The sequence below is a fragment of the Telluria sp. ZB4P37 genome (assembly GCF_059685855.1).
In genome coordinates, this window is record NZ_JCASID010000002.1 from 387,651 (window position 1) to 408,197 (window position 20,547).

At 64.9% G+C, this 20,547-nt stretch carries 20 protein-coding genes; 7 read left to right on the plus strand and 13 right to left on the minus strand.

The genetic code is table 11. The annotated features are described in order from the left end of the window. Positions 1-11 precede the first annotated feature (11 nt). The 7 genes from AC56K1_RS06085 to AC56K1_RS06115 form a co-directional block, all read right to left on the minus strand. A complete protein-coding gene (locus AC56K1_RS06085; protein ID WP_497156947.1) occupies positions 12-1,469 on the minus strand; it encodes a sigma-54-dependent transcriptional regulator in 1,458 nt (485 codons plus the stop codon). A gap of 44 nt (positions 1,470-1,513) precedes the next feature. Next, a complete protein-coding gene (locus AC56K1_RS06090; RefSeq protein WP_497156948.1) occupies positions 1,514-3,190 on the minus strand; it encodes a sensor histidine kinase in 1,677 nt (558 codons plus the stop codon). A gap of 8 nt (positions 3,191-3,198) precedes the next feature. Next, complete coding sequence (locus AC56K1_RS06095) at positions 3,199-3,444, minus strand: PP0621 family protein (protein WP_497156949.1); 246 nt, start codon at positions 3,442-3,444, stop codon at positions 3,199-3,201. Next, the gene (locus tag AC56K1_RS06100; RefSeq protein ID WP_497156950.1) at positions 3,441-4,244 is read right to left on the minus strand and encodes a cytochrome C assembly family protein; all 804 of its coding nucleotides are present in this window, start codon (positions 4,242-4,244) and stop codon (positions 3,441-3,443) included. Before AC56K1_RS06100 ends, AC56K1_RS06095 begins: the two co-directional genes overlap by 4 nt. 232 nt (positions 4,245-4,476) lie before the next feature. Further along, positions 4,477-5,298, minus strand: coding sequence for an ABC transporter ATP-binding protein (locus AC56K1_RS06105; protein WP_497156951.1), 822 nt, complete (start codon positions 5,296-5,298; stop codon positions 4,477-4,479). A 1-nt stretch (position 5,299) separates the two neighbouring features. Next, positions 5,300-6,088, minus strand: a complete 789-nt coding sequence (locus AC56K1_RS06110) for an ABC transporter permease (RefSeq protein ID WP_497157177.1) — start codon at positions 6,086-6,088, stop codon at positions 5,300-5,302. Between the two features lie 94 nt (positions 6,089-6,182). After that, entirely contained in the window at positions 6,183-7,163 is a 981-nt protein-coding gene (locus AC56K1_RS06115) for an ABC transporter substrate-binding protein (protein WP_497156952.1), read from the minus strand. A gap of 241 nt (positions 7,164-7,404) precedes the next feature. Between AC56K1_RS06115 and ffh the strand changes: the two genes are divergently transcribed. Both ffh and AC56K1_RS06125 read left to right on the plus strand, forming a co-directional pair. Further along, a complete protein-coding gene (gene ffh, locus AC56K1_RS06120) occupies positions 7,405-8,772 on the plus strand; it encodes a signal recognition particle protein (RefSeq protein ID WP_497156953.1) in 1,368 nt (455 codons plus the stop codon). A gap of 243 nt (positions 8,773-9,015) precedes the next feature. Beyond that, positions 9,016-9,405 carry an SWIB/MDM2 domain-containing protein gene (locus AC56K1_RS06125; protein WP_497156954.1) on the plus strand — a complete coding sequence of 130 codons (390 nt, stop codon included), beginning with the start codon at positions 9,016-9,018 and terminating at the stop codon, positions 9,403-9,405. A 320-nt stretch (positions 9,406-9,725) separates the two neighbouring features. Here AC56K1_RS06125 and AC56K1_RS06130 read toward each other — a convergent pair whose 3' ends face one another. The 4 genes from AC56K1_RS06130 to AC56K1_RS06145 form a co-directional block, all read right to left on the minus strand. Beyond that, positions 9,726-11,096 (minus strand): alkaline phosphatase, encoded by a 1,371-nt coding sequence (locus AC56K1_RS06130; protein ID WP_497156955.1) that lies wholly within the window; start codon positions 11,094-11,096, stop codon positions 9,726-9,728. A gap of 20 nt (positions 11,097-11,116) precedes the next feature. Continuing rightward, positions 11,117-12,574: an alkaline phosphatase gene (locus AC56K1_RS06135; protein WP_497157178.1), complete on the minus strand. Its 1,458-nt coding sequence runs from the start codon at positions 12,572-12,574 to the stop codon at positions 11,117-11,119. Between the two features lie 168 nt (positions 12,575-12,742). Then, positions 12,743-13,360 (minus strand): lytic transglycosylase domain-containing protein, encoded by a 618-nt coding sequence (locus AC56K1_RS06140; protein WP_497157179.1) that lies wholly within the window; start codon positions 13,358-13,360, stop codon positions 12,743-12,745. A 5-nt stretch (positions 13,361-13,365) separates the two neighbouring features. Then, positions 13,366-15,084 (minus strand): proline--tRNA ligase, encoded by a 1,719-nt coding sequence (locus AC56K1_RS06145; protein WP_497156956.1) that lies wholly within the window; start codon positions 15,082-15,084, stop codon positions 13,366-13,368. Between the two features lie 204 nt (positions 15,085-15,288). On the opposite strand from AC56K1_RS06145, the gene AC56K1_RS06150 reads away from it, so the two are divergent. Continuing rightward, positions 15,289-15,936 carry an RNA pyrophosphohydrolase gene (locus tag AC56K1_RS06150; protein WP_497156957.1) on the plus strand — a complete coding sequence of 216 codons (648 nt, stop codon included), beginning with the start codon at positions 15,289-15,291 and terminating at the stop codon, positions 15,934-15,936. 200 nt (positions 15,937-16,136) lie between these two features. After that, complete coding sequence (locus AC56K1_RS06155; protein WP_497156958.1) at positions 16,137-16,565, plus strand: DUF1841 family protein; 429 nt, start codon at positions 16,137-16,139, stop codon at positions 16,563-16,565. A 429-nt stretch (positions 16,566-16,994) separates the two neighbouring features. Here AC56K1_RS06155 and AC56K1_RS06160 read toward each other — a convergent pair whose 3' ends face one another. Together AC56K1_RS06160 and AC56K1_RS06165 are read right to left on the minus strand one after the other, a co-directional pair. Further along, positions 16,995-17,333, minus strand: a complete 339-nt coding sequence (locus AC56K1_RS06160; RefSeq protein ID WP_497156959.1) for a c-type cytochrome — start codon at positions 17,331-17,333, stop codon at positions 16,995-16,997. A gap of 8 nt (positions 17,334-17,341) precedes the next feature. Continuing rightward, the gene (locus tag AC56K1_RS06165; protein WP_497156960.1) at positions 17,342-17,680 is read right to left on the minus strand and encodes a c-type cytochrome; all 339 of its coding nucleotides are present in this window, start codon (positions 17,678-17,680) and stop codon (positions 17,342-17,344) included. Between the two features lie 188 nt (positions 17,681-17,868). On the opposite strand from AC56K1_RS06165, the gene AC56K1_RS06170 reads away from it, so the two are divergent. The 3 genes from AC56K1_RS06170 to AC56K1_RS06180 are packed head-to-tail and all read left to right on the plus strand — an operon-like array spanning position 17,869 to position 20,496. After that, a complete protein-coding gene (locus AC56K1_RS06170) occupies positions 17,869-18,723 on the plus strand; it encodes an AAA family ATPase (protein ID WP_497156961.1) in 855 nt (284 codons plus the stop codon). Further along, positions 18,720-19,322 (plus strand): GNAT family N-acetyltransferase, encoded by a 603-nt coding sequence (locus AC56K1_RS06175; protein WP_497156962.1) that lies wholly within the window; start codon positions 18,720-18,722, stop codon positions 19,320-19,322. The genes AC56K1_RS06170 and AC56K1_RS06175 overlap by 4 nt, the downstream gene beginning before the upstream one ends. A gap of 4 nt (positions 19,323-19,326) precedes the next feature. Beyond that, positions 19,327-20,496 carry a vWA domain-containing protein gene (locus AC56K1_RS06180; RefSeq protein WP_497156963.1) on the plus strand — a complete coding sequence of 390 codons (1,170 nt, stop codon included), beginning with the start codon at positions 19,327-19,329 and terminating at the stop codon, positions 20,494-20,496. Positions 20,497-20,547 lie beyond the last annotated feature (51 nt).

Consider the following 20,547-nt stretch of genomic DNA (forward strand, 5'->3'; position numbering starts at 1 on the left):
TATAGAAGACATCAAACGTTATCGTCCGGCGCCGAAATCTCCAGCTTCTGCATCTGATAGCGCAGCTGCCGCACGCTGATCCCGAGCAGCGCCGCAGCCTGCGTCCGGTTGAACTGGGTCTGCTGCAGCGCGCGCCCGATGATGTCGCGCTCAACCTGGATCAGGTATTCCGGCAGGTTGCCGGGCAAGCCGTTGGGGCCGAGCATGGCCGGACCCGCTACGGCTTCCACTGGTGCGGGATCCGGTTCGGGTTCGGGCGCAGCTACCTGGGCCGGAACCGGGACCGGCGCCACTTGTGCCCGCTCGCGCCCCGCCTCGTTTGGGCGCGCCGCCTTCAGCGACAAATCGCCCACTTCGATCACGCCATCGTTGGCAAACGCCAGCGCCCGCTCCAGCACGTTCTCCAGTTCGCGGATATTCCCCGGGAAGGAATAGGCGCGCAGCGCGTCCAGCACGCCCGCCCCCAGCGCGGCCTGTCCCGGCCCGGCCAGCCGCGCCAGCACGGCGTCCACCAAGGGCGGCAAGTCGTCGATCCGTTCGCGCAGCGGCGGCAGCGACAGTTCGATCACGTTCAGGCGGTAGAACAAATCCTGCCTGAACCTGCCCTGCTCCACGCACCGGGCCAGGTCCTGATGGGTGGCGCTGATGATGCGCACGTCCACCGGCTCTTCGCTGGTGGCGCCGATCTTGCGCACGCGCCGTTCCTGGATGGCGCGCAGCAGCTTGACCTGCATCGCCAGCGGCAGGTCGGCCACTTCGTCGAGCATCAGGGTGCCGCCGTTGGCTGCCTGGAAGAAGCCGTCGCGCTCCTCGGCCGCGCCGGTGAAGGCGCCCTTGCGGTAGCCGAAGAACTCCGCTTCCATCAGGGTTTCGGGAATCGCGCCGCAGTTCACGGCGACGAACGGCTTGGCGGCGCGCGAACTCTGGGCGTGGATCTCGCGCGCCGCCAGTTCCTTGCCGCTGCCCGATTCGCCGGTGATCGAGATCGGCGCATTCGAACGCGCCAGGCGGCCGATCTGGGCGCGCAGCGACTGCATCGCGGGTGAGTTGCCGATCATGCGCGAGCCGGGCAGGCTGCCGTCCGGCTGCGCCGGCGCGGCGTCGAGCAGGCGCAGGGCCGAGCGCACCATCAGGCGCAGCGCATCGAGGGCCAAAGGCTTGGAGATGTAGTCGAAGGCGCCCGCCTTGAGCGCCACCACTGCGTTCTCGGCGCTGCCGTAGGCGGTGATGACGGCGATCGGAGTCGCCTTGGGCGAGGCGTGCACTTCGCGCACCAGCTCCAGCCCGAGGCCGTCGGGCAGGCGCATGTCGGTCAGGATCAGGGCGTAGTCGTGCTCCTCGAGCAGAGCGCGCGCCTGGCGCAGGGTCGCCGCGCTGTCCACGTCCAGCCCCATCTTGAGCAGGGTGATCTCGAGCAGTTCACGCAGGTCGGCTTCGTCGTCGACCACGAGGATGCGGGGTGCGGTCATGGTTTTCTCACTCTATCTATATAGCGGCGCGACGTTTGGCGGACCTAGGCCGGCTGGGCGAAGCTGATCACGAAGCGCCCGCTCGCCTTGCGCTCACCAGTCGGCGCGGCGTCGAAGCGGTATTCGTAGTCGAGCTTTGCATCGTTGTTCAGGCACAGCTCGCGCGCCAGGTACAGGCCCAGGCCGGTGCCCTTGCTCGAGGTTGTGTAAAAGGGCTCGAACAGGTGGGCGCGTACTTCCGGGGTGATGCCGGGACCATCGTCCTGCACATGCAGCTCGGTGCGCCCGGCCGCGTCGCGCGCCGGGAAGATGCGGATGCTGGCTGGCTGCTTGCTGGCGTAGCGCACCGCGTTGCCCAGCAGGTTGAGCAGCACCTCATGCAGGTGCAGCGGGTCGAAGCGCACCGCGCTCGCACCCGGATCGCCTATATAAACTATATCACCGGCCAGGCCGTGGGTTTCGCAGAATTCGAGCTTGAGCTCGGCCAGGAAGGCCGCCAGCTGCAGCGGTTCGCCATTAGGCTGCACCTTGCGCGAGAGCTGCAGGATGTCTTCGACCATGCGGTTCACGCGCGTGACGTTGTCGCCGATGATCTTCAGCAGCCGCACTTCGGCCGGGCCGTGCAGGTCTTCGGCCAGCAGCGCGGTGGCATGGCCGATGGCCGACAGCGGGTTGCGCACCTCGTGCGCGATGCTGGCGGTGAGGCGCCCCATCGAGGCCAGCTTGAGTTGCTGCGCCTGGTTTTCGATGGCGCTCACGTCCTGCATGAACACCACGCTGCGCCCGGCAGCCACGCCGGCGGTGTCGACCCGCGCGAAACGCAGCTTCAGGTGGGTCGGCTGGTCGCGCCGGCCGCGCAGCAGGCCCGCGTCTTCACGGTAGGGCTTGACGGTGACGAAGGCCGCGCCTTCCACCGGCGCGCGCAGCCAGGCGGCAAACGCCTGGGCCACCGGCTCGAGGCCAGGCGCCTCGCCGAGCCGGAAGCCCGCCGCCTCGCCTTCGAAGCCGAGCGTGATGCGGGCCGCCGGATTGCCGGTGAAGACCACGCCGTCGTCCCCCACCACCAGGATGCCGTCGCCGACGTCGGCGATGACGATCCCGTTGATCAGCTGCTGGATGCGCAGGTCGGTGCCGCGCTGGGCGGCCAGGTTTTCCTGCTTGATCAGGCGCGCCGCCAGCCGGTTCACCAGCAGCACGCCGGCAAAGAAGGCGCCGCCGTACAGGCCTGCCTGCATCAGCGGCGCCTGGCGGTCCAGCATGACCACCTGCCAGGCGCTTACGGCGATCAGGAACAGGGTCGCGACCGACGCGGCGAACAGCGCCAGCACCAGGGGGGCAAGGATGGCCGCGCCGGCCAGCGGGAACAGGTAGAGGATCGCCAGCCCGCTGCGCATGCCGCCGGCGGCAAGGAACAGGAGCGAGATCACGGCCAGGTCGGTCGCGATCTGGCAGGCCAACTGCACCACGAAGCGGCGCTTCCACCAGGTGCCGAAGCCGGCGAAGGCCAGCGAGGCCACGAAATAGAAGACGCAGGCCTCGGTATTGATGGCATCGGTGCGCAGGCCGTTGTCGGTGATGCTCATGCCCAGGTAGAGCAGGAGCACTAGCGCGATCACGATGCGGCTGATGTTGAAGGTCTGGAGCGTGCGCCACATGGTCGCGCGCGCCTCCGGGGAGAGTCGCTGCGGCGACGAGGCCTGCGCGGACGACTGAAAGGGCATCGGCCGGCTTACTGCGGCGGCAGGCGCACGTGGCCCGGCGAGCAGTAGTCGAGGCCATCGGCGTGCACCGCTTCGGAGGCCGGGAAATGCAGGCCGCAGTGGGCGCATTGGGTCATGGTTTCGATCCGGGCCACCTCTTCCTTCGCTTGCGGACGCGGCGGCGCCTGGTAGCGCACGCTTGACGCCTTGAGCTTGGCGCGTACCGCCATCACGACCAGGATGATCAGGGCGATCCAGAACAGGATGCGCGTCATGCCACGCTCCTGTGCAAGACGACTTCGAGCACGAAGCGGCTGCCGACATAGGCCAGCGCCAGCGTGGCGAAGCCCGCCAGCGTGAAGCGCAGCGCGGTCTTGCCGCGCCAGCCCTGCCAGCGGCGCCCCGCCAGCAGCGCGGCGAACAGCAGCCAGGACAGCAGCGCGAACACGCTCTTGTGGTCGAAGCGCAGTGCGCGGCCGAACAGCTGCTCGGAAAACACCACGCCCGACAACACCGTGAGGCTGAGCAGGACGAAGCCGATCCAGATCACGCGGAACAGCAGCTTTTCCATGGTCAGCAATGCCGGCAGCTGGTCGAGCGCGGCGGCGAACCAGCCGCCGTTGCTGCCGCGGGTGTGCAGCCGCGCTTCCTGCAGCGCCATCAGCACCGCATGGAAGGCGGCGATGGTCAGGGTGCTGTAGGCCAGCACCGCCACCGTGACGTGCCAGCCGAAGGCGGGCGACTGGTCGTGGATTTCCAGCACGCTGCCGGGGAAGACCAGCGGCAGCAGGCTCGCCACGAAGGCGAAGGGCATCACCAGGCGGCGCATGCCGTCCAGCGCAAAATTGCGGTTTTCCAGCCAGTAGGCGGCCACCGAGACCCACAGCGCGCTTGATAACATGATGGCGAAGCCGACCCGCAATTGACCTGGCGAGACGACGTCGAGCGCGAGCGCGGCGCCATGCACCGCCCAGGCGGCGGCAGTGACGCCGGAGATGACGGCGCCCCGGCGCGACGGCAGCAGGGCGCACACCGCGTACAGCAGGGCCGCGGCGAGGAAGAGGAAGTTCTGCATAGTGGAAGGATACACCATCGATTGATGGTGGGGGCGGGAGGGGGCTGCTCTGCGGTTACTGGATATTCAAGGGCTAGAGGTTGCTCGAAAAAATCAGGTTTCGCCTGCGCGCGAATGACGGTCTTCAGGACAGTGGTTACATTATTTTTACCACTGCTCTAAAAACCGTCATCCGGGCGAAGGCGGGAGCAATGCCACCGTCATCCCGCCAAGTCCGTACCGCAGCCACCTGCTAATCCACCGCCGCCATCCTCAACTCATCCGTATGATGGCGCTGCTGCTCTTCCATCACCACCATGCCCAGTTCGCGCTTGAGCGCGTTGAACTCGGGCGCCGCCGGGTCACGCATGCGCGGGAGCTCCACCAGCAGGTCGCGCTTGACGGTGCCGGGCCGGTAGGTCATCACCACGATGCGGTCGGCCAGGTAGATCGCCTCCTCGATGCTGTGGGTGACGAACAGGATAGTCTTCTTCAGCTCGGACCAGATACGCAGCAGCTCGTCCTGCAGATTGCGCCGGGTCAGGGCATCGAGGGCGCCGAAGGGCTCGTCCATCAGCATGATCGGCGAATCGAGCGCCAGCACCCGGGCGATCGCCACGCGCTGGCGCATGCCGCCGGACAGGTCCTTGGGAAAGCGCTGGCGGAAGTCGCTCAAGGAAAGCATCTCCAGCAAATCGCCCACGCGCTTGCGGATGGTCGTCTTCGTCATGCCCTTGATGTGCAGGCCGAAGGAGATGTTGTCCTCGACCGTCATCCAGGGGAAGAGCGCGTATTCCTGGAACACCATGCCGCGGTCCGGCCCCGGCGCCGTCACGGGGACGCTGTCCACGAGGATCGTACCGCTGCTCGGATGCGAAAAGCCGGCCACCGCATTGAGCAGCGTCGACTTGCCGCAGCCGGAGGGCCCGAGCAGGCAGGTGAACTGCCCGCGCGGGATCTCGAGCGCGATGTCCTTCAGCGCCACCACCTGGCGGCCGTGGCTGGCGAAGATCTTGTTGACGCCTTCGACGCGGATATGCGGCGCCTGCAGCGGCGGCGAGTAAGGTGCATTCATGTCACTGCTCCAGGCCGCGGTGCCAGCGCAGCAAATAGTTGTTGAGGCGGTTCATGGCCAGGTCGATGGCCAGGCCGAGCATGCCGATGGTGATCATCCCGGCGATGATCTTGTCCGACCAGAAGTACTCGCGCGCTTCCAGGATGCGGAAGCCCAGGCCGTTGTTCACGGCGATCATCTCGGAGACGATCACCACGATGAAGGCGGTGCCGATCCCAATCCGCACGCCCGACAGGATGTAGGGCACGGCGGCCGGCAGGATCACGCGCAGGAACATGGTGATGCGTCCGGCGCCGAGGTTGCGCGCGGCGCGCAGGTAGATGCCGTCCACGTGGCGCACCCCGGCGATGGTGTTCATCAGGACCGGGAAGAACGCGCCCAGCGCGATCAGGAACACCGCCGGCGGGTTGCCCAGCCCGAACCACAGGATCGCCAGCGGGATGTAGGCGATCGGAGGGATTGGGCGCAGGATCTGCACGAAAGGGTTCATCCAGGCATACACGACGCGGCTCGCGCCCATCGCCAGGCCCAGGGGCAAAGCCAACCCCGCGCCGATCGAGAAGCCCACCACCACCCGGACCATGCTGGTATAGATGTCGATCGGCAGCTCGCCCGAGAATGCCCAGGACCACCAGCCGCCCCCGGTGTAATGTTCAAAAGGCGCCAGCGGCAGCAGGTAGGCCACCCACTTGCGCCAGACGTCGAGCGGCGCCGGCAGCACCATCGGATCGACCCAGCCGTTCATCGCCACCCACTGCCAGAGCAGGATGGCCACGACCGGCACCACCATGCCGACCGCGCGCTCGTACCAGGGAGTGCTCCAGAAGGCGCGCAAGGCGCGGGGCCAGTTGCGCGTGATTGTTTGCGTCGTCATGCGGGCTCCTTCAGCGCGGTTTCAGGTCGGCCATGGCGGCATCGAGCAGGTCGGTGCGCACCCAGTCCCGGGCCAGCGGCGGGCGCGCCATGCGCCCTACCCCGGTTTTGACCATGGTGTCGGTGGTGACCTGGATGTGCTCGGGCGTGAGCGCGTACGAATACGGCGAATTGCGGATCGCATCATGGAAGTCGTCGCTGCTGATCTGGTTCTTGAAGATCACCTCGCGCACGTATTTCTCGGCCACCGCCGGATGGTCGATGAAGGTGCGGGTGGCCTGCACAAAACAGCGCATGAATTTCTCGGCCACCGGGCGGCGCTCGCGGTAGAACTTCTCGGTCATGACCATGGTGCGCACCGGCTCGCCGATCGGAGTGTCATAGGGCTTGAGCACCTCCATGCCGAAGCCCTTGTTGATCGCCTGCGAAGACTGCGGCTCGGACTGCATCATGGCGTCGATCTGCCGGCCCAGCAGCGCGCCGTTCAAGTCGGCATAAGGCAGGTAGACCAGCTGCACGTCCTTGCCCGGCGCCGCGTCGCCCCTCAATCCGTGCTTGGCCAGTTCCGCCATGAGCAGCACTTCCTGGATCGCGCCACGCGTCACGCCGACTTTTTTGCCCTTGAGCTGGGCCACGCTACGGATGTTCAGTTCGGGCCGCGCCACCAGCCGCGCGCCGCCGCGCGCGAACCCGGCCACCGCCACGATCGGGGCGCCGCCGGCGCGGCCCGAGATCGCCGCCTCCGATGCGGTCGCGCCGACATCGAGTTCGCCGGCGATGATCGCCTGCATCACGTCCAACCCTTTCGGGAACACCTTTTCCTCGACCCGGATGCCGCACGTGGGTGCGATCTCCTTGATGTACGAGACCGCGCCGAAGTGCGCGAACTTGAGGTTGCCGAGCCGGACGACCTCATTGGCCCCGGCCGTCCCGGCGGCGCCTGCTGCCAGCAGGCTGGCCGCAATGACGATGCTGTTGAATAGTTTGGTCATGCCTGTCTCCCTTGAGTTCCGCACGACAAAACGGCGCGGCACAGGGGACGATGCTGACGGGAAACGGCCCGACGGCACGTGAGGTGTGTCAAATTAAGCAAGCCCGCGGCGTGATCGGCGACATGACGGCTGCTCAAAAAAAATGCGGCATATCCTCTGCTTGGCTGAACCGGGGAGCTTGCACAAGGTAAAATAGTGGATTATCGAATGCCGTCGTCTCATATATATAGTCAGGTAGAACATGCTAGATAACCTTACCCAACGCCTTGCCAAGGTCGTCAAGACCATGCGCGGCGAGGCGCGCCTTACCGAGGCGAACACCGCCGAGATGCTGCGCGAAGTGCGCATGGCCCTGCTCGAGGCCGACGTGGCGCTGCCGGCGGTGCGCGAATTCATCGCCAAAGTGAAGGAAAAAGCGCTCGGCGAAGAAGTCATCGGCTCGCTTAGCCCGGGCCAGGCCCTGGTCGGCGTGGTGCAGCGCGAGCTCGCGGCCCTGATGGGCGCCGACCTCGGCCCCGAAGCCACCCAGCTCTCCTTCGCCCAGCAACCGCCGGCGATCATCCTGATGGCCGGCCTGCAGGGTGTGGGTAAAACCACCACCGTCGGCAAGCTCGCCAAGTACCTGAAAGAGCAGAAGAAAAAGAAGGTCCTGACCGTCTCGGCCGACGTCTACCGCCCTGCGGCAATCGCGCAGCTGGAGTCGGTGACCAAGCAGGTCGGCGCCGACTTCTTCCCGAGTACCTCGGCGGACAAGCCGGTCGACATCGCGCGCAACGCGCTGGACTGGGCCAAGAAGCACTACCACGACGTCCTGATCATCGACACCGCCGGCCGCCTCGGCATCGACGAAGCGATGATGCAGGAGATCGCCGCGGTGCACGCGGCCGTCAATCCGGTCGAGACCCTGTTCGTGGTCGACGCCATGCTCGGCCAGGATGCGATCAATACCGCCAAGGCCTTCAACGACACGCTGCCGCTGACCGGCATCGTGCTGACCAAGCTCGATGGCGACTCGCGCGGCGGCGCCGCCCTGTCGGTGCGCCATGTGACCGGCAAGCCGATCAAGTTCGCCGGCGTGTCCGAAAAACTCGACGGCCTCGAAGCCTTCGACCCGGCGCGCATGGCCAACCGCGTGCTGGGCATGGGCGACATCCTGGCGCTGGTCGAAGAAGCGCGCAAGGGCGTGGACGCCGAAGCGGCCACCGAACTGGCGAACAAGATCAAGGGCGGCGGCAAGTTCGACATGAACGACTTCAAGGCGCAGCTGACGCAGATGAAGAAAATGGGCGGCATGTCGGGCCTGCTCGACAAACTGCCGGCGCAATTCCAGCAGGCCGCGGCAGGCGCCAACATGGACCAGGCCGAGAAGCAGGTACGCCGCATGGTCGGCATCATCGACTCGATGACACCGGGCGAGCGCGCCAAGCCGGAATTGATCAAGGCCAACCGCAAGCGCCGCATCGCAGCCGGCGCCGGCGTGCAGGTGCAGGAAGTCAACCGTATGCTGACCCAATACGACCAGATGCAGTCGATGATGAAAAAGCTCAAAGGCGGTGGCCTGATGAAGATGATGCGCGGGATGAAAGGCATGATGCCTGGCATGCGCTGACCCTTACACCGGCTCGCTGGAAACGGCAAGGAACCGCGCGGGCACTGGCCTTGCGCGGTTTTTCACATCTACGGACCCCGATTTTTCATTTGCGGCGCACCGAGTGTGCGATAGCTCGCATTTCGGGGCTTGTAAGAATGAAAAAATTTTGAAAAAGACTTGCACGAACAGTAAAAGGCCACCAATATAAGCCCGTGCGTCAATAACGCAACTTTCCCCGTGATCGTTTTAGGAGGCTCGAAGATGGCAACAGCCAAAAAATCCACCGCAGCACCAGCCACGAAAGCAGCTGCCAAGCCTGCTGCCGCGGCCAAGCCTGCAGCAAAAAAAGCAGCTCCAGCAAAAGCAGCCGCAAAACCAGCCGCCAAGCCTGCAGCAGCACGCAAGCCGAACGCCGCTTTCATGAAAGCGATGACGCCGTCGGGCGAATTGGCCGCAGTCGTCGGCAATGCGCCGCTGCCACGCACTGAAGTCACCAAGAAGGTCTGGGACTACATCAAGAAAGAAAACCTGCAAGATCCAGCGAACCGTCGCATGATCAACGCCGACGCCAAGCTGAAAGCTGTCTTCGGCGGCAAGGCGCAGGTCTCGATGTTCGAAATGACCAAGCTCATTTCGGATCATCTGAAGTAAGCGCTGCGGCTGTCCAAGGCCTTGACTGCAGAAAGCCCCGGATTCCGGGGCTTTTTGTTTTTGGAGGGGCTCTTTCGTACTCGCAGCAACCTGCTGATGCTTTCCCTCTCCCTCAAGACCGTCGTAAGCGCCACTGGCGCTTACGACCTCCCGCGAAGGCGGGAGCCCAAGTTTGTACCCGAAGTCCGCAACCGGAAAGGTACTGCGGGAGAACTTGGATTCCCGGCTGCGCGGGAATGACGTTAATAAAGGATGGCGATTGATCTGATATGGCGACCTTGGCCCGATGTCGCGCGCGACGTCAGGCATCCCGCCTCAACTCACAATCCCGCCGCCGCCTTCATCAAGTGGAACACCTTGGTATTTTCAATCGTCCCCTTGAACGGCGCCGAGCCCGCGCCCAGCGCGTACAGCTTGACGTCGCCGCCGCCGTGCGATTCGTAGACCGTGCGTACGCCTGCCTCCTGTTGGTAGCGCTTGCCCAGCGCGGTGGCGCTGTCCACGTCGGCGCGCACGTCCGGGCGCACCTTGCCGTTGCCGAAGACGAGGGCCGTGAAGGTCTTGCCGTCCGCGTCCTTCTTCGGCTCGCCGGTGGCGTAGTCGTGGACGATGTCCAGCACCTTGCTGCCGCGCTTCGGATAACCATTGAGCACCATGGTGTGGTCGTGGTCCGCCGTGATGACGATCAGCGTATTTTCCAGGCCCGGGTCGATCGTGCGCATGCGGTCGATCGCGGCCTGGATCGCCTCGTCGAAAGCCACCGTGTCGGCCAGCGCGTTCTGGGCGTTGTTGTCATGGAGCGCGTGGTCGATCTTGCCGCCTTCGACCATCAGGAAGAAGCCGTCCGGGTCTTTCGAGAGCAGCTCGATTGCTTTCAGCGCCATCTCGCTCAAGGTGGGCTGCTCGGGACGGCGCTCCAGCGCAAAGTCCAGGTGGTCGTCGGCGCTGTAGATGCCGACGAACTTGCGGCCGGGTTTTGCAGACATCATGCCTGCGCGGGTGCCGGCCACGTAATAACCCTGCCCCGCCAGTTCCGCCATCAGGTCGCGCCCGTCGGCGCGGCCCTTCGGGTTGCCCGCCTTGTCATACGGCGTGAAGTGGTGCCGTCCGCCGCCCATCAGGACGTCCACGCCATCGCCCAGCGCGGTGTTGTAGCCGGCGCCGCCAGGCACCAGCTGGCGCGCGATGCTGTAGGCCGCGTCGCGGTGGCAGGCGTGCGAGAAGGTCGATGCCGGCGTTGCATGCGTCAGTTCGGTGGTCGTCACGGCGCCCACCGCCTTGCCACGCGCCTTGGCCAGCTCCAGGATGGTCGGCACGATGCTGCCGTTGTTCTCGCCGCACTTGTCAACCGTGCGGTTGCCGTGGGCGTCCTTGTCCGGCTCGATCGCGCGCGCATCCTTCATCGAGATGCCGTCCTGGTTGATCTTTACGCCGGTCATGTAGGCGCCCATCGAGGGCGCGCTGTCGGTGGTCTGGAAGTCATTCGAATACGTCTTGATGCGCGCGGTGCGCTCGAGCTTTTCGAAGTTCAGCAGGCCGTCTTCACCGTGCTTGTAGATACGCGCAGCGGTGATCGTGGTCGGCCCCATGCCGTCGCCGAGGAAGAAGATGATGTTTTTCGCTTGCGGCGCGGCGATGGCGCTGGCGCTGAACAGGCTGGCGGCCAGCAGCAGTGGAAGTCGTTGTTTCATGATGGTGTCCAGTTCAGGTCTCACAGGCCGGCAGCGGTCTTGATCAGGCTGAAGACGCGGGTGTTGTCGATGGTTCCGCGGAACAGTTCGGCCCCGGCGCCGGCGGCGCCCAGGTAGACGTCCGAGCCGCCATGCGTTTCGGCGCCCGGGCGCGTGCGCACCACGGCTTCCTGGTGATAGTCGTCGCGCGTCACGATCTCGTCGGTCAAGGCAGGCATGGTGTTACGGTTGCCGTTGGTGCGGTTTTCGCCGGTGCCGAAGCCGATGATCGTGAACGGACGGCCTTCCTTGTCCAGCTTCGGGCTGCCGTCGAGGTTGCGCACCAGGCCCAGCACGCCCGGGTTGCCTGGCGTGGTCTTGCCGGTGCGGACCGTGTAGCCGTTCAGGAGCAGCGTGTGGTCATGGTCGGCGGTGGCGACCACCAGGGTGTTCTTCAGGCCCGGGTCGAGCGCTTCCATCTTGTCGAGCGCCGCCTGCATGGCCGCGTTGTACGACACCGTCTCTTGCAGCGCGCGTTTGCCGAGCGTGGCATGCAGCGCGTGGTCGATCAGGCCGCCCTCGACGACCAGGAAGAAACCGCCCCCCTGGCTGCCTGCGTGCGGCGCCAGCAGGTCGATGGCCTTGCGCGTCATCTCGCTCAGGCTCGGCTGCCTGCTTGGGTCGCGCACGGCGTCGTAGTCCATGTGGTTATCGGCGAACAGGCCGATGGCCCGCTGCCCTGTGGCTGGCGCCAGCGCCTGGAAGCCCGCACTATCCGACACCACGCGCACGCCCTGCGCGCTCATCTCGGCCAGCAGGTCGCGGCCGTCGGCGCGCTTGCCGCCGCGCGTGAAGGGCGTGAAGAACTGCGCCCCGCCGCCGAACATCACGTCCAGGCCACGTGGGCCCAGCGCGCCGTTGTAGCCGGCGCCGCCCGGCACAAGCGCGGCTGCGAAATCGGTTTCCAGCTTGCGGTGGCAACCGTGGCCGTAGCTTGAGGCCGGGGTCGCATCGGTGACGCTGGTGTTGGTGACGACGCCCAGCGCCATGCCGCGGCGCCTGGCCAGCTCCAGCAGCGTCGCCGCAGGCGCGCCGCCTTCAGGGCTCTCCTTGCAGCGGCTCACCAGGGCGTTGCCGTTGACGTCCTTGCCAGGGGCGATCGAGCGGGTGCCGGCCGACATCGAGATCACGCCGTTGTTTTGCTTCACCCCGGTCATGTAGGCCGCCATTCCGGCGGCGCTGTCGGTCACCATCGCATCGTTCGAGAAGGTCTTCACGAAGGCCGATTCGGGCAGTCGGTCGATGGTGAGCTCGCCCTCCTCGCCCACATGGAAGATGCGCGCGGCGGTGAGCGTGTTGACGCCCATGCCGTCGCCGAGGAAGAAGATCACGTTCTTCGCGCGCTGCTCGAGCGGGGTTTGCGTGGCAAGGGATGCGGGCGGAACGGACGCGCAGCCGGCCAGCATGGCAAGGCAGGCAGCGCCGGCGAGGGTGGACAATCGCATGGGAACCTCTACGTCGGGAAAGCGTGAAGTTTACACCTTCGCCATGCAGGAATGGCGGATTGATATGTTGCGGGATTGTTGGCAGGTGCGCTGCCGCGAACCGTAGGGCGGACAGGTTTCCTGCCCACCCTACAACTGCATAGAAGACGCGAGCATGAACGGTCAAACGCCCGGCTTGAACTCCCACTTCTTCCACGCCGACAGCACCGCGTTCGGATACTTCGGCTTGCCGCGGCTGCCGTTGTAGCGGCCTAGCGCCAGGTAGAGGTTGCCCTTTTCCATGTCGATGTACATGCGCAGGATCGAGCAGCCGTAGCGCAGGTTGGTCTGCATGTGGAACAGCTTGCGACGGTCGGCGTCGCCGATCACCTTGGTCCAGAAGGGCATCACCTGCATGTAGCCGCGCGCGCCGGCGATCGAGATCGCGTACTTGCGGTAGGCCGACTCCACCTGGATCAGTCCCAGCACCAGCCCCGGATCGAGGCCGGCGCGGGTGGCTTCGTACCAGGCCACTTCGAGGAATTCGGTGCGCGACTGCGCGTCGGGAAGCCGCTTGGCCAGGCGCTGCGACATCTCGTTGAACCAGGCCTGGTAGCGCGCCCGCGCCGCCTCGTCGCGCAGCACCGGCTTGGGCGGCCGGCTGTCGCGGATGGCATTGGCCATGGCCAGGCGCACCGAGTCGGCCATGGCTTCTTCCTTCTGGTTTCCGGCGTGCGCAGGCGCGCCGAGCAGCAGCCCGGCGGCCAGCAGCACACTGCCTGCCCAGGAAACCAGCGTCAACACACTCACTTGCCTAGCTTGCCCTTGATGAAGGCGACCATGCCGTCGACCGGCACGCTGGTGGCGGCGTCGTCGCGGCGGCCCTGGTATTCCAGGTTGCCTTCCTTCAGGCCACGCTCGCCGATCACGACGCGGTGCGGCACGCCGATCAGTTCCCAGTCGGCGAACATCGCGCCCGGGCGCAGGCCGCGGTCGTCGACGATGACGTCGATACCGGCCGCCTGCAGGTCGGCATAGAGCTTTTCGACATGTTCCTTGACCATCTCGCTGCGGTCCATGCCCATCGGGCACAGCACCAGCTCGAAGGGCGCGATGGCGTCCGGCCAGACGATGCCCTTGGCGTCGAAGTTCTGCTCGATCGCCGCGCCCAAGATGCGGGTCACGCCGATGCCGTAGCAGCCCATCTGCAGCGGGGCCGGCTTGCCGTTTTCGTCGAGGAAGGTAGCGTTCATCGCTTCCGAATAGGCGGTGCCGAGCTGGAACACGTGGCCCACTTCGATGCCGCGTTCGATCGCCAGCACGCCCTTGCCGTCCGGCGAAGCATCGCCTTCGACCACGTTGCGCAGGTCGGCAACCAGGGGTTCGGCCGCGTCGCGGCCCCAGTTGGCGCCCGTGTAGTGGAAGTCAGCTTCGTTGGCGCCGCAGATAAAGTCGCTCATGTTGGCCACGGTGCGGTCGGCCACCACGGTGACCGGCAGCTTGGTATTGATCGGGCCGAGGTAGCCCGGCACGGTGCCGTAGACTTCCTGGATTTCCGCTTCGGTCGAGAAGCGGAAGTCCATCAGCCCTGCCACTTTCGAGACCTTGATCTCGTTGAGCTCGTGGTCGGCGCGCAGCAGCAGCAGGAAGTAAGTCTTCTTGCCTTCGTGTTCGGCCGTGAGGGCGATGCTCTTGACGTGCTGCTGGAGCGGGACGTTCAGCAGTTCAGCCACGGCTTCGCACTTGGTCTTGCCCGGGGTCGATGTTTTAGTGAGCGGCTGAGTGGCGGCGCCGCGTTCGCCGATGGCCAGCGCTTCGGCCGCTTCCATGTTGGCGGCGAAATCCGAGTCCGGGCAGTAGACCAGCGCGTCTTCGCCGGTGCTGGCGATCACGTGGAACTCATGCGAGCCGGTGCCGCCAATGGCGCCGTTGTCGGCCGCCACCGCGCGGAACTTCAGGCCGAAGCGGTTGAAGATCTTGGTGTAGGCGTCGAACATGACCTGGTAGGACGCCTGCATGCCGGCCACATCGCGATCGAAGGAGTAGGCATCTTTCATCGTGAACTCGCGCCCGCGCATCAGGCCGAAGCGCGGGCGGCGCTCGTCGCGGAACTTGGTCTGGATGTGATAGAAGTTGACCGGCAGCTGGCGGTAGGACTTCAGCTCGCTGCGCACGACGTCGGTGATGACTTCTTCCGAGGTCGGCTGGATCGCGAATTCACGGCCGTGGCGGTCTTTGACGCGCATCAATTCCGGGCCCATCTTGTCCCAGCGGCCGGTTTCCTGCCACAGTTCGGCCGGCTGCACGAGCGGCATCAGGAGTTCGATTGCGCCTGCACGGTTCATTTCTTCGCGAATGATGCCCTCGACCTTGCGGATGACGCGCAGGCCCGTCGGCATATAGGTGTAGATGCCCGAACCCAGCCGCTTGATCATCCCTGCACGCATCATCAGCTGGTGGCTGACGATTTCGGCGTCGGAAGGCGCTTCTTTAAGAGTTGAAATAAAAAATCGTGAGGCGCGCATATCGATGAATTCTTTTTAAAAAGAGAGAGTTATAATCGACCTAATTTTAAAGGATTAGCTGGCTGATGCGTCCAATCTTTCTACAAATGGGTCCGGAACACGCAGTACCTGCCTCGCCGGCAACTTGCCGGCAAGCTAGGCACGGCAATTTGTGGGTAAAAATATAAGGATCGTACGGCTGGCAGAAAGTTTCGAGGTGCACTTATGCTCGATCGTGAAGGGTTTCGCCCCAACGTCGGCATCATCCTGCTGAACGCCAATAACGAGGTGTGGTGGGGCAAGCGGGTGCGTGAGCACTCGTGGCAATTTCCGCAAGGAGGAATCAAATACGGCGAGACGCCGGAACAGGCAATGTACCGCGAGCTCGAGGAAGAAATCGGCTTGCGCCAGGAGCACGTCAAGATCGTGGGCCGCACCCGCGACTGGCTGCGCTATGAGGTGCCAGATCACTTCATCAAGCGCGAGATCCGCGGCCACTACCGTGGCCAGAAGCAGATCTGGTTCCTGTTACGGATGGTGGCGCGCGATAACGACGTCAACCTTCGCCTCACCGACCATCCCGAGTTTGACGCCTGGCGCTGGCACGACTATTGGGTGCCGCTGGACGTGGTCATCGAGTTCAAGCGCGATGTCTACCAGCGGGCGCTGCAGGAATTGTCGCGTTTCATCACCTGGCCGGCCAAGAGCGGCGGCCCGCATGGCGAACGCCGCCACAGCGCGCGCTACCTGCGCCAGCCGCATGGCCGTGTGCAGGGCGGCGGCAAGCCGGTCCAGCAGGCAACGTTGACGGCGTCGCCGGCGGCCGTTGCCCCGGTGGTTGCAGAACCGCTGGTGCTGGTGCCGAACAAGTAAGATCCCCATGGAGACCGGTTCCAGCCGGTTTCCATCCCCTTTGCTGTGCGCTCGTTCTGCGGAGCAAGCCTGTTCATGCGCCACGCATGAACACCTTGTGATTCATCCAGCAACACCAAGGCGCTAGCCGGCGGCTGCCGCACGGGCCAAACCGCATCGCGCTACAATGCCGGCTTCCGTCCTTTTTGCCCTCCCCCGATATGTTCACACCGTCTTCGCACGACGTGCGCCGCTTTTTCTGCGAAGCCCTGCGCAAGCAGCGCAATGGCGAGATCCTGACGCCGATGGACGCCATCGCGGCCGACTGGATCGCCCAGCATCCCGAATACCACGAGCAGTTGGGCGACGTCGACGCGGCGATCGCGCGCGACTACTCGGTCGAAGGCGGCGAGGCGAACCCCTTCCTGCACCTGTCGATGCACCTGTCGATTGCCGAGCAGGTCTCGGTCGACCAGCCGCGCGGGATCAAGGCCGCGCACGACCTCTTGGTGTCCCGGCGCGGCGAGCACGATGCGCACCACGAAATCATGGAATGCCTGGGCGAGATGATCTGGACGTCCCAGCGCAACGGCGTGCCGCCGGATACCGAGGCCTATATCGACTGCGTGCGCCGGCGCGCATCGCGCTGATCTTCGTAGAGTGGACGGTCTTTCCGCCCGCACGGTGATTTTGGTAGGGTGGTCGGGTCTTCCGCCCACCATCGCGGCGTACAGGCCGGTGAGGGGCGAGACCTTGGCGACCAGGGCGAAGGCGATCGCTTAAGGAACCAGCGCCTGGGCCACGATGAGGCCGCTGAGCAGGTTGGATTTGATGTGGGCTGGAGGCACGAAGGGTTCCAGTTGTGACGGGGTGTACTGCGGTAATTGGTGGACGCGAAAGGCGGTGGTTATGTACGAACTTGGATCCCGGCGCAGGCCGGAACCCAAGTTCGTCGCGCCCCCGCGGCACCCGCATTCACCACCACGCGCATCACCAAAAACAAAATCCCCCTGCCGGCTGCCCGGTCGGGGGGATCGCAGTTTACCAGCCGCAGGCTGGAAAAGCTTATTTACTGAAGCTTACTTGCTGACGACGAGCTGCGACGGCAGTTTCGCTAGGTAGGCGCCGATATCGGCCATGTCCTGGTTCGACAGCGGCTGCACCTGGGCCGACATGATCGGGTTGGTGCGGCCGTTCGGGCCGGCGCCGCGCTTGTAGGCGTGCAGCGTGTGCGTCAGGTATTCGGCGTGCTGGCCGGCCAGCTTCGGATAGCTCGGGTCGATCGGCTTGTTGAAGTCGGCGCCGTGGCAGGACGCGCAGTTGTACTTCTTGACCAGGGCTTCGCCCTTCGAGACGTCGGCGGCCGAAGCGTTGAGGCAGAAAGCGCCGAACACCAGCGCGGAAACGAGTTTCTTCATGGCTGTCCTTAGCGCTTGGCGGTGGCAGGGGTCTGCTGCGAGTAGTACGCAGCCACGTCGGCGATGTCCTGGTCGCTCAGGCTGGCCGCGATACCGCGCATCGACGGGTGCTTGCGGTCGCCCTTCTTGTAGGCGTGCAGCGCCGATTCGATGTACTTGGCGGACTGCCCGCCGATCATCGGTACCCGGTAAACCTCGGGGAAGGACGCCTTGTAGCCCGGGATGCCATGGCAGCCGATGCACATTTCGACCTTGCTTGCCGCTGCCTTCGGGTTGCCGACGACCTCGGCGGCGGTTGCGGTGCCGGCAAACGCCGCCAGTACCAGTAGAGCTAAAGATGTTTTCATGGGTGTGGCTCGTTAGTTGTAATTCGAATACCGCAAACGCACAAAAAGTTAGCAAATGATCCACCAACCTGTCGATTCTATCTGAAGAGTTGTCCACAGTCTACAAACGCACGTACGGGTGGGACGTCCTCGGTGAGCGCCATTCTGGCATATACTCGGCCTCATTTCACACTTACTTTCGACCGCACATGCACGCTTCCCAACGCTTCGAAGGCAGCGACAACTATGTCGCCACCGATGACCTGAAACTGGCCGTCAACGCCGCGCTGACGCTCGGCCGCCCGCTGCTGATCAAGGGCGAGCCCGGCACCGGCAAGACCATGCTGGCCGAAGAAGTGGCGGCAGCACTCGACATGCCCCTCATGCAGTGGCACGTGAAATCGACCACCAAGGCCCAGCAGGGCCTGTACGAATACGATGCAGTGTCGCGCCTGCGCGACTCGCAACTGGGCGACGAGCGCGTGCGCGACATCCACAACTACATCGTCAAGGGCGTGCTGTGGCAGGCCTTCACCGCGCCCGAGCCGGTGGTGCTGCTGATCGACGAGATCGACAAGGCCGACATCGAATTCCCGAACGACCTGCTGCGCGAGCTGGACCGCATGGAGTTCTATGTCTATGAAACCCGCGAGATGGTGGTGGCAAAACATCGCCCGATGGTGATCATCACCTCGAACAACGAAAAGGAGTTGCCGGACGCTTTCCTGCGCCGCTGCTTCTTCCATTACATCAAATTCCCGGACCGCGAGACCATGACCGACATCGTCAAGGTCCACTTCCCGGCGCTCAAGCAGGACCTGCTTGCCGCAGCCCTGCAGAGCTTCTACGAGCTGCGCGAGGTTGCCGGCATCAAGAAGAAGCCCTCGACTTCGGAATTCCTCGACTGGCTCAAGCTGCTGCTGGCCGAGGACATCCCGGCCGAAGCATTGCGCAGCCAGGACCGCAAGGCGATCGTCCCGCCGCTGCACGGCGCGCTGCTGAAGAACGAGCAGGACGTTCACCTGTTCGAGCGCCTGATCCAGATGTCGAGGACCAACCGATGATCCGGGTCGCGCCTGTCACGCTCGAGTTTAACGGCCTGCGCCTGGAGCCGCTGGCGCCGTACCACGAGGAAGGCCTGCGCGCGGCCGCCGGCGACGGCGAGCTGTGGAATTTACGGGTGACCAGCGTGCCGGAGCCGCACAACGCGGGCCAATACATCGGCACCGCGCTCGAGATGCCCGACCGGGTGGCCTTTGCCGTGATCGACGCGCGCGAGGGAAAAAGCGGCGGCACCCTGCTCGGCACCACCAGCTACCACGACATCGTCCCGGGCGCGGACCGCGTCGAGATCGGCTACACCTGGTATGCGAAACGCGCCCAGCGCACCCACGTGAACACCAGCTGCAAGCTGCTCCTGCTGTCGCACGCCTTCGATACGCTGGGCTGCGCCGTGGTCGGCCTGCGCACCGACGGCGAGAACTTCGCTTCGCAGGCCGCCATCGAGCGGCTCGGCGCGCAGAAGGACGGCGTCATCCGCCACCATGCCGTGCGGCGCGACGGCACTCCGCGCGACACCGTCATGTACAGCATCCTGCGCAGCGAATGGCCGGCGATCAAGAGCGCCCTGCACGAGCGCCTGGGACAGCACGCGCGGGGTTGAGCCGATGCTGATCGATTTCTTCTACACGCTGCGCGACGCCAAGGTCCCGGTCACGATCAAGGAATTCCTCACGCTGTTAGAGGCCCTGCAGCGCGGCGTCATCGCGCCCTCGCTGGACGAGTTCTACTACCTCGCGCGCCTGACGCTGGTGAAGGACGAAGCCCATTTCGACAAGTTCGACCGCGCCTTCGGCGCCTTTTTCAAGGGAGTGGCCGCGGTGTTCGACACCAAGGCCGAGATCCCCCTCGACTGGCTGCTCAAGCGCTTCGAGCGCGAGCTCACGCCCGAGCAGAAAGCGGCGCTGGAAAAGCTCGGCTACGACAAGCTGCAGCAGCGCCTGGAGGAACTGCTGAAGGAACAGCACGGGCGCCACGAAGGCGGCAGCAAGTGGATCGGCACCGGCGGCACCTCGCCTTTCGGCAATGGCGGCACCAACCCGGAAGGCATCCGCATCGGCGGGCAAAGCCGCAACCGCACGGCGGTGAAGGTGTGGGAGCAGCGCAGCTACCGCGACTACGACGACGAACGCGAACTCGGCACCCGCAACCTCAAGGTGGCGCTGCGCCGCCTGCGCCGCTTCGCCCGGCTAGGGGCCGCCGACGAGCTGGCGCTGGACGACACCATCCGGGCAACGGCCAGCAATGCCGGCTGGCTCGACATCCGCATGCAGCCCGAGCGCAAGAACCGCATCAAGGTGGTGATGCTGCTCGACGTCGGCGGTTCGATGGACGACCACATCGAACGCGCCGAAGAGCTGTTCTCGGCGGCGAAGAGCGAATTCAAGAACATGGAGTTCTACTACTTCCACAACTGCGTCTACGACTACCTGTGGAAGAACAACCAGCGCCGCCACAGCGAACGCTTCCCGACCTGGGACGTGCTGCGCAAATACCCGAAGGATACCCGCATCATTTTCGTCGGCGACGCCACCATGAGCCCCTATGAAGTGCTGGCGCCGGGCGGCTCGGTCGAGTACAACAACGAGGAAGCCGGCGCGGCCTGGCTGGCGCGCTTCACCAATGCGTTCCCCAAATTCGCCTGGCTCAATCCGGAGCCGGAAAACCTGTGGCAGTACCGGCAGTCGATTTCGGTCATCCGGCAAATCATGAACAATCGGATGTTCCCGATCACGCTCGAAGGGCTGGAGCGGGCGATGCGGTTGCTGAGCAAATAGGTCTTCTTGTACGGCGTGTCCACGTCAATCGTGCGCGCTTGCCCGTCTTGT